Origin of the sequence: Microbulbifer weihaiensis (genome assembly GCF_048323715.1) — a bacterium.
Lineage (GTDB): Bacteria > Pseudomonadota > Gammaproteobacteria > Pseudomonadales > Cellvibrionaceae > Microbulbifer.
This window is the reverse complement of sequence record NZ_JBLWFL010000024.1, coordinates 26526-38147: the sequence shown is the minus strand read 5'-3', so window position 1 is coordinate 38147 and position 11622 is coordinate 26526. Positions and strand designations below refer to the sequence as shown.

Here is an 11622-nt window from a genome sequence, read left to right as displayed (position 1 = left end):
CTTCTTACCCATGGTGCACCTCCGTGTTAGGCCGAAACCTAACTATACAAGGTGTCTACTAAGCGTGGGTAAGTCTTAAACCTAACGCCCACAGCAGGGGCGGCTTACCTTATGTGCGCTTTGCGCGAAAATGGGAGCAAAGCGACCTCGCAAAACGCGCATAAGATAAGCTGTCCCGCGGAGGCCCGAAGGGCCGTAGCCTTGCTGCCGGTGTCTGTTAGGAGACTCATCCTGAATAATCCATTTTTGCAATGGTAATTCTTTTTCTGTATTCAAGCTCATCGATTTTGCCAGTATTGAAATCAAGCTTTATTTCGCGGACTTTCATTTTGTAGTTTGATTTCAATTGGTAGATAGTGGATTTGTACTCACTTTTTGAAATTTGCCCAGCTTTGTACGCAATTTTAGCTTCCCTGACATTAGATAATTTTGGCTTAACTATTGTAACCTCTGAATAATTTTCTTTGCCATCACTTAACAACGCCTGCTGCTGTTCGCTGCTTATTTCATAGGGATACTTATAGCCATTAGCTCGCATATTTAATACACATTTATTGTACATATGAGATGCATACGGAGCGCCAAACCAGCCCCAACCTGAAGCACCACAGTTTTGTGTTTGCCCGGTATCTGGGTTCACTAGCATTGCTTGTTTACTCACGCATCCAGTTACAAATAGAACAAGGACTACAAGGCTTAAACAGATTTTCATTGATTCTCCTAACGCCGCCAGCAGGGGCAGCTTTACTGCCTGGCACTGTTATGGGATTTATTCCGCTGCAACTTGATTAATTTGGATACAACTCATTTCTATATCTATTCTTTGATCTTTCTATTTCTTGATCTAAGTTTCGACGTAGGTTATTACAAGCGCTTAATTTTTCTGGAACATAAACACTTGAGAACTCCGCAGCATTTGACGTTGCCCGTTTCATATAGCTGAGATGAAGCTCGGCAGCCTTAGCCTGTAGTTCCTTGTCTGAATGATCCAAATCAAAGCCGATACTTAACTGAGCTGCGGTATTTATGTAATTTGAGCTTACTTCTTTGAACGCGCCAGCCTGATCAGCCATCTGATTCTGAACAGCGGCCATAGATAGAAAGTCATAGAATACGCCGCAGTCCAAATTTCTTTCGAAAAACTCATTACCGACTTTGTAGCTAATAATATCTTCAACATTAGCAATGCCAGATGCAGATACTAGCGGTGAGAACATTAATGCATTTCCCAAAAAGGCTGCCAATACCAATTTTTTCACTATAATTCCTCGATTTTTCACTCTTGTGCTGCCATAACATTTTAATCGTGGTCTCCAAGACCACTATCAACTGATAGTTATTCCCATAAAATCGCGAAGGAAAATCAAGCGGCCTCCTGCGTGACATAACGCGATACCGGCAATATCGCCTTTATCTGATTTCACCAAAATGGTCACGACGACCACTAACCCTAATTTGAGGTCTTCATCTAACCTCCTGTTTTTACACAGATTTATCGATATTTTCTAGCTTATTGGTAAATAGTGGACATTGAGACCGTTTTTCACCTATCCAACATGCAATCTCCAGCCTGCTTATGACCCTTTATGGCCATAGGTGAGATATCAGCGCATAGGCTTCTTGCTGCATAGGATATGGCGCTGTATTGATTTAGAAAAAATGGGATTTAGCCCGGTTCCATTTCCATAAGGCATAAAAAAAGCGAGCCTCCAATGAGGCTCGCTTTTTGGCCGCCTGGCCCTAGGTGGGGCTAACGGCGATTCGCTCGGTTCAGCACAGATTACTGAAACTTGGCTTCCACCAGCGGGCTGGTTTCCGCATCGTAATCGATACCGGCAACGCCAAAGCCGAACAGCTTGAGGAAGTCGTCGGCGTAGCCTGTGTAGTCGGTCAGTTCGAACAGGTTGGCTTCGGTCACTTCCGGCCAGAGTTTTTCGATCTTGGCCTGGGTTTCCGGGCGCAGTTCCTTGTCGTCCATGCGGAAGCGGTTGGCGTTGTCGAGGCGCGGGGTTTCGGTGTACAGGCCTTCGGTGTACAGGCGGTACAGCTGTTCGATACAGCCTTCGTGGGTGCCCTCTTCCTTCATCACTTTGTAGACGAGGGAAATGTACAGCGGCATCACCGGGATTGCGGAGCTGGACTGGGTTACCAGAGCCTTCAGCACTGCCACGTTGGCGTCGGCGCTGCCGCTGTCGGTGATGGCCTTGGCGGCGCGGTCCAGGTCTTCCTTGGCCTTGCCGATGGTGGCGTGGCCGTAGATCGGCCAGGTGAGCTTTTCACCGATGTAGGTGTAGGCCACGGTCTTGCAGTTGTCGGCGAGTACGCCGGCTTCGCCCAGGGCCTGCATCCACAGTTCCCAGTCTTCACCGCCCATGACCTTCACGGTCGCGGCGATTTCTTCTTCGCTGGCCGGATCAACACTGATGTCGGAGATTTCCAGCTTGTCGGTGTTCAGGTTCTTCGCGGTGTAGGACTCGCCGATGGGCTTCAGTACGGAGGAGTACAGTTCACCGGTTTTCGGGTCGGTACGGCGCGGGGAGGCCAGGCTGTAGATCACCAGGTCGATCTTGCCGAGATCCTGCTTGATGAGGTCGATGGCCTTGGCTTTGATTTCATCGGAGAAGGCATCGCCATTGATGCTCTTGGCATAGAGGCCGGCCTTCGCGGCTTCTTCTTCAAACGCGGCGGCGTTGTAGTAACCGGCAGAGGCAGTGCGCTTGTCAGTCGGCGGCTTTTCAAAAAATACGCCCAGAGTGCTGGCACCACAGCCAAACGCGGCGGTGATGCGGGAGGCGAGACCATAGCCGGTAGAGGCACCCACCACGAGAACGTTCTTCGGGCCGCCCTCGATGGCGGGCTGGGATTTGATGTAGTCGATCTGTTCGCGCACGTTGGCAGCACAGCCCTGCGGGTGGGCATTGGTGCAGATAAATCCGCGTACTTTCGGCTGGATGATCATGCCGGACACTCTCCGTTAGATGATTCTTCTTACCGGGCCGGCCGACTGGCCAGCCACTAAAGCGGCACATTCTACTGGCAGTTTCCGGCAAGTCCCAGAGTTGCAGTTCACGGCGCGGGAATTTAGCGGCCAGAATATCGCGCAATACGGCCAGATTAGCCAAAACCCGACCGGCCACGCCGATTCATTCAGGTGCGCACTGCACAAATAGGAAGCAGTTGTGACTGAAGCCACTCGCACGGTTTTGGTAGCGCCGGTGCTACAGCCCTTGCAATCCCTTCCGCGGAAGCCAAAAAAATCATTGGCACACTAAATGCAAAACCCCTGTTGGGGCCGCTACGGAACGCGGCGTAATTTGAACCCAAACCAGGGGTAACCAGCGAGGTACACACTCATGAAGTACTACTCACGTCATTTTGTAAAACCCGGCGACCTGAATCCTGCACAACGTCTGTTTGGCGGCCAGGCACTGGCGTGGATAGATGAGGAAGCGGCAATTTTCGCGGGTTGCCAGATGGGCACCGCCAATATCGTGACCAAGTTGATGTCGGAAATCGATTTTGTCAGCTCGGCGGTGTGTGGGGATATTGTGGAATTTGGCTTTGAGGTGATCGACATTGGCCGCACCTCGCTCACCGTGCATTGTGAAATGCGCAACAAGCAGACCCGGGAGCTGATTGTGCGGGTGGAGCGCATCGTGTTTGTGGCGCTCGACGCCGACGGCAAGCCGACACCGCACAAGAAAGCGGGTATGACACTGGAGCAGGCCGCCAATACACCGCCAGTGGAAAATAAACTCGCGAGTTAACGCTCGCTCTCGCACAGCCCGTTGCTGTGTCAGTCCTGCGCGCCGCCGGCAGTGCCGTCGGCGCTCTTTTTACACAGCCACTTAACAACCACGTTAGCGCCACGTAAAAGCCACTGGAAATTCTCCGGACCACAGCCCGAGAACCTCGCCTGCCCGATTAACGCAGCAGCAACAGCGGCTGGTTGGCACCCAGCATCATTTTCGCGGTGACACTGCCGAGCAGGAGATCCCGCAGGCGGCTGTGGCTGAATGCCCCCATTACCGTCAGGTCGATATTGTTTTCCTGCTGGTAGGCGATCAGCGCCTCAACCGTCTTGCCGGTCAGGTTGACACTGGTCACGGCGAGACCGGCGTGATGCAACGCCTCGGCACCCTCGGCGAGGATCGCGTCGGCACCTTCACCCACATGCACCAGATGGCAGTGGATACCCTTGAACACTTCGCTGGTGGCCACCATGTCCAGCGCCTTGCGCGCAGCATCGCTGCCATCGTAGGCCAGCATAATGGTCTGCGGCGCCTTGAACTCGCGGTTCACCACCAGGATGGGTTTGTGCAGCGCACGTACCACGCTCTCCAGCTGGGCACCCAGCCCGCGGTTGGATTCGCCGTGCTCTTCACCGCGGATCCCCAGTACCAGCACGCGGATATGGTCTTCCAGCTCGATCAGGGATTCCGCCAGGCTGCCGTGGCGCTGGCAGGTCATCACCCGCCCGGCACCGGCATTCCCGACGCGGGTGCGCGCCTCATCCAGCATCAGGCGCCCCTGCTCCAGCTGCAGCTTGGAGCGCTGCTGCTCCAGCAGGGTCAGTTCTTCCAGCAGTTCTTCCTGGCTGCCGAGGCCAATGCTGCCAGAGAGATCCGCCACCGCCGGCGTCGAGACCCGTTCAATGTTGTGCAGGAGCTTGATTGGCGCGCCGGTGCGGCTGGCTATCCAGGCGGAGTAATCGCATACCGCGCCGCTGTAGCGGGAGCCGTCGATGCAGGAGAGGACAACGGGATCTTTTTGGTCGGTCATTATTATTTTCTCTCTGTCGCTAGAAGTTCACCTTGCCAGTGGAGCAACCATTGAACAAGGCTCAGAAACCCGAATTGAAGACTGGGTGGCGGGGCTGGGGTTTCAAAAGCGTCGGCGACAGGGAAGTCGCCGACGCAGCGTACAGGGATGTATACACAGCGGTTTTGAAACCCCGGGCCCGGCGCCCGGTCGCAACAAAAACCGCTTACGAAGTTACCCTCAGTGCCCCCCAAGCACCTTCTCAATTTCTTCCGGCTTGTCGTGCACGCCAAAGCGGTCAACGATGGTCGCGCTGGCGTCATTCAGGCCAATCAGCTCCACATCGGCACCCTCGCGACGGAACTTCACCACCACCTTGTCCAGGGAGTGCACGGCAGACACATCCCAGAAGTGCGCGCGGCTCAGGTCGATCACCACCTTGTCCAGCGCCTCTTTGAAATCGAACTCCGCCACAAACTTGTCGGCGGAATTGAAGAACACCTGGCCCACCACCTTGTAGGTACGGCAATTGGTCTCTTCATCCAGCTCCGTGCTCACGTACATGAAGTGGCTCACCTTGTTGGCGAAGAACAGCGAGGCCAGCAGCACCCCCACAAACACGCCGAACGCGAGGTTATGGGTAAACACTACCACAACCACGGTGGACAGCATCACCAGATTTGTCGACAGCGGCAGGTGCTTGAGGTCGCGGATGGAGCCCCAGTTGAAGGTACCGATGGACACCATGATCATCACCGCCACCAGTGCGGCCATCGGGATCACCGCCACCCAGTCGCTCAGGAACACCACCAGGGTCAGCAGGCCCACACCGGCCACCAGCGTGGACAGACGGCCACGGCCGCCGGATTTCACGTTGATCACCGACTGGCCGATCATCGCGCAGCCCGCCATACCGCCGAGCAGGCCGGCACCGATATTGGCAATGCCCTGGCCCTTACATTCGCGGTTCTTGTCACTGCTGGTATCGGTCAGGTCGTCGACGATGGTTGCGGTCATCAGGGATTCCAGCAGGCCCACCACCGCGAGACCGGCGGAGTACGGGAAGATAATTTTCAGGGTTTCCAGGTTCAGGGGCACTTCCGGCCACAGGAACACGGGCAAGGTATCCGGCAGGTCACCCATATCGCCCACGGTGCGGATATCCAGTCCCAGCACCACGGCAACGGCGGTCAGGGTGAGGATGCACACCAGCGGCGACGGCAGGATCTTGCCCACCACCGGCACATAGGGGAACAGGTAAATGATGCCCAGGCCCGCCGCGGTCATCGCGTACACGTGCCAGGTCACATCGATCAGCTCCGGCAGCTGCGCCATGAAGATGAGGATTGCCAGGGCATTCACAAACCCCGTCACCACGGCCCGCGAGACAAAGCTCATCAGGCTGCCGAGCTTGAGGTAACCCGCAAGGATCTGCAGCACCCCCGTCAGCAGGGTGGCCGCCAGCAGGTATTGCAGCCCGTGCTCCTTCACCAGCGTCACCATCAGCAGCGCCATGGCGCCGGTGGCCGCAGAGATCATGCCCGGACGTCCGCCCACAAACGCAATCACCACCGCAATACAGAAAGAGGCGTAGAGGCCCACCCGCGGATCCACCCCGGCGATGATCGAGAACGCAATGGCCTCGGGGATCAGGGCCAGTGCCACCACGAGCCCCGCGAGTACATCGCGGCGGATATTGCCAAACCAGTCGTTCCGGGTGGACGACAACAGGGAATTAGAGAACTGCATAACTAGGTGAGCCTGTGAGGGGTCTTTTATTGAAGCCAGAAAATGGGCGCGGATTCTAGCATCCCGGGCCAACTGACTAAAGAACGCGCAAGGCTAAGAGCCGATCGCGACACGCACACCAGGCGCTGCGCGCCGGCCCCGGGGCCCGCCCGCCGCCAGCAACAGGCATCCAATTCCACCAGTGTCCGCCACCGCGGACAGGCCGCCAGCGGACACTTTCAGCGGACACACCGGTGCTGTGCAGAAAATCCGATGAAAATAAATAATCTTTAATTATCAATGCGTTACACAACATTTTCAGGTTGGCACAGCCTTTGCGATATGACCGCTGCAACCGGAATTGCATCGGTTTCAGCGCCGCGCATCCGGCGCGTGCGATAGCCGCGTCACAGACACATAAGGGCCAGTAGAGCCTGAACATAAGCAATTGGGACAGACATGATCAGAGATACTTCAGGGCAGGACATTCCACTTACCGCGGAGCGTCCATGGAAAAACCCCCGCCTGTTGAAACGCGCCGGCCTTGGCCTCGGTGCCCTGGCCTTCGTGGTTTGGGGTATCAGCAGCTGGCAGGGCACCCACGCGGTCGATGCCAGCGTGTCCCTCTCCCGGGTCAATATCGCCCAGGTGGAGCGCGGTGATCTCGTGCGGGACCTGGTGGTACAGGGCAAGGTCGTGGCGGCCAACAGCCCCACCCTGTTCAGCCCGGCCCAGGGCATCGTCAAATTCGCGGTCAAGGCCGGTGACCTCGTTTCCCGGGACCAGCTGCTGGCGGAAGTGGACAGCCCCGAGCTGCAGAACCAGCTCGCGCAGGAAACCGCGCTGCACAGCAAGCTGAGCATCGAGCTGGAGCGCCAGAAGATCCAGGCCAAGCGCCAGCGCCTGGAGAACACCCAGAAGGCGGATCTCGCCAAGGTCGACCTCACCGCCGCCCGCCGCGAGCTCAAGCGCGCCGAGCTGTCCATGCAGAAACAGATCATCTCCCGGCTCGACTTCGAGAAAGCCACCGACGACCTCGCCCGTGCCGAGCTGGAATATGCGCAGGCGGTGCAGAACTCCGCACTGGAAAACGAGGCCCTGGCGTTCGAAACCCAGACCCTGCAGCTGCAGGTCGATCAGCAAAAACTGCAGGTCGAGGAACTGCAGCGCAGGGTCAACGAGCTGCGCATCACTTCGCCGGTTGACGGCACCATCGGCAGCCTCGCCGTCACCCAGCGCTCCGCCGTTGCCGCCAATGCGCCGCTGCTCACCGTCGTCGACCTCACCAGTTTCGAGCTGGAAGCGGCCGTGCCGGAAAACTACGCCGACGATCTCGGCCTCGCCATGACCGTGGAAATCAATATGGGCGGCAAGAAACTGCCCGGGGAAATCACCGCTATCGCTCCCGAGGTCATCGACGGCCAGGTGGTCGCCCGGGTGCGCTTCACCGGCGGCCAGCCGGAAAACCTGCGCCAGAACCTGCGCCTGACTGCCCGCGTGCTGCTGGAAAACCGCAATGACGTGGTACTGGTGAAACGCGGCGCCTTCCTCGACCAGACCGGCGGCCGCTTTGCGTGGAAGCTGAACGATCAGCAGCAGGCGGTAAAGGTGCCGATCACCATCGGTGCCGTGGGCCTGAACCAGGTGGAAATCGTTTCCGGCCTGAAGGCAGGCGACCAGATCATAACCTCCTCGGCAGAGGCTCTGGAAAACGCGCAGATCGTTGCACTGCGGGAATAACCAATTGCGGGAACCTGCCAGCGGGCTCCTGCAAAACATTGCGAAAAAACACTGAATTAACAATTACGAAGACAAGGAAATCCACCATGCTGAAAATGCACAACATCCGTAAAAGCTATCGCACCGATACCATCGAAACCCACGCACTCAGGGATTTCAGCCTGGAGGTCAAGGAAGGCGAATTTGTTTCCGTGACCGGCCCCAGCGGCTCCGGTAAAACCACCTTCCTGAATATTGCCGGCCTGCTGGAAACCCCCACCGGCGGTCAGTACCTGCTCGACGGCCAGGAAGTCGGCGGCCTCTCCGATCGCGACCGCTCGCACCTGCGCAATGAAAAAATCGGCTTCATCTTCCAGGGCTTCAACCTGATCCCGGATCTGAACCTGTTCGACAATATCGACGTGCCCCTGCGCTACCGCGGCTTCAACGCCAAGGAGCGCAAGAAGCGCATCGAAAAAGTGCTGGAACAGGTCGGCCTGTCGGCCCGCGCCAAGCACCTGCCGGCACAGCTGTCCGGCGGCCAGCAACAGCGCGTTGCCATCGCCCGCGCACTGGCCGGCGAGCCGCGCTTCCTGCTCGCGGACGAACCCACCGGTAACCTCGACTCCCTGATGGCCCGCCAGGTCATGGAGCTGCTGGAATTCGTCAATGAATGGGGCACCACCATCATCATGGTGACCCACGACCCGGATCTCGCGCGCCGTGCCCAGCGCAATATCCAGATCGTGGATGGCCAGGTATCTGACCTGCGCCAGGCTGCACCGCAAGAACAAGCGGCCATCGCCTGAGGAGACCCGCCATGTTTGGATATTACGTTTCACTCGCGCTGCGCAGTTTGCGCCGCACACCGGTGCTGAGTGCGCTGATGGTTGCCGCCATTGCCGTTGGCGTGGGCGCCGCCATGACCACCCTGACACTCAACTACATGATGTCGCGCAACGCGCTCGCCGAAAAAGATGCGGTGCTGTACGCGGTGCAGCTGGACAGTTGGAACCCGCACGAAGCGGCTGACAACCCCAGCGAAATGCCGTGGCAGCTCACCTACCAGGACGCGATCAACCTGCTGCGCTCCGACATCCCCACAAACCAGGTGGCGATGCACCGCTGGGGCGGCCCGATTGCGGTGGAAGATTCCGAGGTACGCCCGTTTACCGCGGACTCCCGTGTCACCAGCCGCGACTTCTTTGCGCTGTTTGATATCCCGTTCATTTACGGCGGCACCTGGTCGGCCGACGCGGATAGCAGCCCGATCCAGCAGCTGGTGCTGTCCAGGAAAACCAACGACAAGCTGTTCGGCGGTGAAAACAGCGTGGGCCGCACCGTCAACTTCAACGGCATGCCTTTTACTGTCGTCGGCGTCATCGAGCACTGGCAGCCCAGCCCCAAGGTGCACGACCTGAACAACGGCCACTTTAACGAATCCGCAGAAGTGTTCCTGCCCTTCGGCCTGCACCGCACATTTGAAATCTACCCCTGGGGCAACACCAATGGCTGGAAATCCGAAGAGATCAACAGCTACGAAGATCGCCTGAACAGCGACATGGTGTGGATCCAGTACTGGGTGCAACTGGACACCCCCGCGCAGGTGGAAGCCTACGGCGATTTCCTCACCGGCTATATCCGCGAGCAGAAGGCGCAGGGGCGTTTTCCGCGTCCGCTGAAGTTCGGTCTGAGCAACCCGTCCGAGTGGCTGGTGCTGAATGAAGTGGTGGATGGCGATGACCGCATGCTCAACTGGCTGTCACTGGCCTTCCTGCTGGTGTGCCTGGTCAATGCCGTCGCCCTGCTGCTGGCCAAGTTCCTGCGCAAGGCACCGGAAGCCGGTGTGCGTCGCGCGCTCGGCGCCAGCCGCAATGCGGTATTCAGCCAGCACCTGGTGGAGAGTGCCTGCGTGGGGCTGCTGGGAGGGCTGGCCGGCATCGTGATGACACTGGCGGGCCTGGCACTGATCCGGCAGTTGCAGATGGGTTATATGGATCGCGTCGCGTCCATGGACTGGGCCATGATGCTGGCGGCTATCGGCCTCGCGCTGCTGTCCAGCCTGCTCGCCGGCCTCTACCCGGCGTGGCGCATCAGCCGCACCAACCCGTCCATTTACCTGAAAACCCAGTAACCCGGCGCAAGCAGAAAGGAAAATACCATGTTGGAACTGCGACCCATTTTATCGGCGCTCTGGCGCCACAAGGTCTCGGCGCTGCTGATCGCCCTGCAGCTGGGACTTACCCTGGCCATCGTCAGCAATGCGCTGGTGGTCATCAACGAGCGCAGCGAGCGCATTTCCCGGCCCACTGGCGTGGCCGAAAACGAGATTGTCGCCTTCAGCTTTATGGCGATACCGAAGGACTACGACATGTTCGCGGCCTTCCGCCTGGATCTGGACATGATCCGCGCGCTGCCCGGTGTGGCCAGTGCCACCATCAGCAACCATGTGCCCCTGTCCGGCAGCGGCTCATCCAGCGGTTTCTACGCTGAGCCGAACCAGGAAACTGGCGCGATGGGCGCCAACTACTACACCGTGGATGAACATTTCATCGATGCACTGGGCATGAACCTGATTGCCGGCCGCGGCTTTTACCCGGAAGAGGTCATGCGCCTTAACCCCAGCAGCAACGACCGCCCGAAAGTGGCAGTGGTTACCCAGAAGTTTGCGGATGACCTGTTTCCCGAAAGTGACGGCAATGTCTTGGGCAAGTCCTTCTTCTTTGGCAATGACGATCAGCCGGTGGAGATTGTCGGCATTGTGGAGCGCAACCTTGGCCCCTGGCCCAACTCTTCCATCGCCGGCCGCGGGGCCTTTTATCCCGCGATTATGGATCAGTGGTTCTTCTATATCGTACGCGCCGAACCCGGACAGCGCGATGCGGTGCTGAAGCTGGTAGAGGAAAAGCTGGCAGAGCGCGATGCCAACCGCGTAATCATTGCGCGCACCATGGAGGGAGAAAAGGCCCAGTACTATGCCGGCGACAACACCATGATCAAGGTACTCAGCAGCGTCATCATACTGCTGACGTTTATCGTCGCTCTGGGCATCGTCGGTCTCACCGTATTCTGGATTACCCAGCGCCAAAAGCAGATTGGAGTGCGCCGCGCTCTGGGTGCCACCCGCACCGCGATCAGCCGTTACTTCCTGCTGGAAAACCTGATGATCGCAGCCACCGGCATCGCCCTGGGCACGGCGGCCGCGCAGATCTTCAACGGCTTCCTGGTGCGGGAATTTGAGCAGCCCACTCTGCCGCTCACGGTCACCGCGGCCTGTGCGCTGGGACTGCTGGCGGTAAGCCTTGCGGCCGCACTGGTTCCAGCCCTGCGCGCCGCCAATATCTCACCGGCAATCGCCACACGCAGCGTTTAAAGCGGGGTAAACTAGCCCCCATTCAAACGCGACCCTTTAAC

The 11622-nt window shown here is 58.0% G+C and carries 10 protein-coding genes; 5 read left to right on the top strand and 5 right to left on the bottom strand.

What is annotated here, in order from left to right; genetic code table 11:
• Positions 1-226: 226 nt before the first annotated feature.
• The 3 genes from ACNKU7_RS18270 to fabV form a co-directional block, all read right to left on the bottom strand.
• The gene (locus ACNKU7_RS18270) at positions 227-712 is read right to left on the bottom strand and encodes a hypothetical protein (RefSeq protein WP_418298425.1); all 486 of its coding nucleotides are present in this window, start codon (positions 710-712) and stop codon (positions 227-229) included.
• A 76-nt stretch (positions 713-788) separates the two neighbouring features.
• Positions 789-1259 (bottom strand): hypothetical protein, encoded by a 471-nt coding sequence (locus ACNKU7_RS18265; RefSeq protein ID WP_418298424.1) that lies wholly within the window; start codon positions 1257-1259, stop codon positions 789-791.
• A gap of 521 nt (positions 1260-1780) precedes the next feature.
• Positions 1781-2959, bottom strand: coding sequence for an enoyl-ACP reductase FabV (gene fabV, locus ACNKU7_RS18260; protein ID WP_418298423.1), 1179 nt, complete (start codon positions 2957-2959; stop codon positions 1781-1783).
• A gap of 394 nt (positions 2960-3353) precedes the next feature.
• Between fabV and ACNKU7_RS18255 the strand changes: the two genes are divergently transcribed.
• Positions 3354-3767: an acyl-CoA thioesterase gene (locus ACNKU7_RS18255; RefSeq protein ID WP_418298422.1), complete on the top strand. Its 414-nt coding sequence runs from the start codon at positions 3354-3356 to the stop codon at positions 3765-3767.
• A gap of 157 nt (positions 3768-3924) precedes the next feature.
• Here ACNKU7_RS18255 and ACNKU7_RS18250 read toward each other — a convergent pair whose 3' ends face one another.
• Together ACNKU7_RS18250 and ACNKU7_RS18245 are read right to left on the bottom strand one after the other, a co-directional pair.
• Positions 3925-4782: a universal stress protein gene (locus tag ACNKU7_RS18250; protein WP_418298421.1), complete on the bottom strand. Its 858-nt coding sequence runs from the start codon at positions 4780-4782 to the stop codon at positions 3925-3927.
• A 219-nt stretch (positions 4783-5001) separates the two neighbouring features.
• Positions 5002-6510: a SulP family inorganic anion transporter gene (locus ACNKU7_RS18245; RefSeq protein WP_418298420.1), complete on the bottom strand. Its 1509-nt coding sequence runs from the start codon at positions 6508-6510 to the stop codon at positions 5002-5004.
• Between the two features lie 438 nt (positions 6511-6948).
• Between ACNKU7_RS18245 and ACNKU7_RS18240 the strand changes: the two genes are divergently transcribed.
• The 4 genes from ACNKU7_RS18240 to ACNKU7_RS18225 all read left to right on the top strand — a co-directional run bounded on the left by ACNKU7_RS18240 (position 6949) and on the right by ACNKU7_RS18225 (position 11581).
• The gene (locus tag ACNKU7_RS18240) at positions 6949-8229 is read left to right on the top strand and encodes an efflux RND transporter periplasmic adaptor subunit (protein ID WP_418298419.1); all 1281 of its coding nucleotides are present in this window, start codon (positions 6949-6951) and stop codon (positions 8227-8229) included.
• Between the two features lie 86 nt (positions 8230-8315).
• On the top strand, positions 8316-9017 hold the full coding sequence (locus ACNKU7_RS18235) for an ABC transporter ATP-binding protein (protein ID WP_418298418.1): 702 nt from the start codon (positions 8316-8318) through the stop codon (positions 9015-9017).
• An 11-nt stretch (positions 9018-9028) separates the two neighbouring features.
• Positions 9029-10342 (top strand): ABC transporter permease, encoded by a 1314-nt coding sequence (locus tag ACNKU7_RS18230; RefSeq protein ID WP_418298417.1) that lies wholly within the window; start codon positions 9029-9031, stop codon positions 10340-10342.
• Between the two features lie 27 nt (positions 10343-10369).
• Complete coding sequence (locus ACNKU7_RS18225; protein WP_418298416.1) at positions 10370-11581, top strand: ABC transporter permease; 1212 nt, start codon at positions 10370-10372, stop codon at positions 11579-11581.
• Positions 11582-11622: the final 41 nt, after the last annotated feature.

Excerpts from the sequence above, each read along its gene's own strand:
- ACNKU7_RS18245 (WP_418298420.1), bottom strand. The coding sequence starts at position 6,510 with ATGCAGTTCTCTAATTCCCTGTTGTCGTCCACCCGGAACGACTGGTTT.
- ACNKU7_RS18235 (WP_418298418.1), top strand. The coding sequence starts at position 8,316 with ATGCTGAAAATGCACAACATCCGTAAAAGCTATCGCACCGATACCATC.
- ACNKU7_RS18255 (WP_418298422.1), top strand. The coding sequence starts at position 3,354 with ATGAAGTACTACTCACGTCATTTTGTAAAACCCGGCGACCTGAATCCT.
- ACNKU7_RS18270 (WP_418298425.1), bottom strand. The coding sequence starts at position 712 with ATGAAAATCTGTTTAAGCCTTGTAGTCCTTGTTCTATTTGTAACTGGA.
- ACNKU7_RS18250 (WP_418298421.1), bottom strand. The coding sequence starts at position 4,782 with ATGACCGACCAAAAAGATCCCGTTGTCCTCTCCTGCATCGACGGCTCC.
- fabV (WP_418298423.1), bottom strand. The coding sequence starts at position 2,959 with ATGATCATCCAGCCGAAAGTACGCGGATTTATCTGCACCAATGCCCAC.
- ACNKU7_RS18225 (WP_418298416.1), top strand. The coding sequence starts at position 10,370 with ATGTTGGAACTGCGACCCATTTTATCGGCGCTCTGGCGCCACAAGGTC.
- ACNKU7_RS18230 (WP_418298417.1), top strand. The coding sequence starts at position 9,029 with ATGTTTGGATATTACGTTTCACTCGCGCTGCGCAGTTTGCGCCGCACA.
- ACNKU7_RS18240 (WP_418298419.1), top strand. The coding sequence starts at position 6,949 with ATGATCAGAGATACTTCAGGGCAGGACATTCCACTTACCGCGGAGCGT.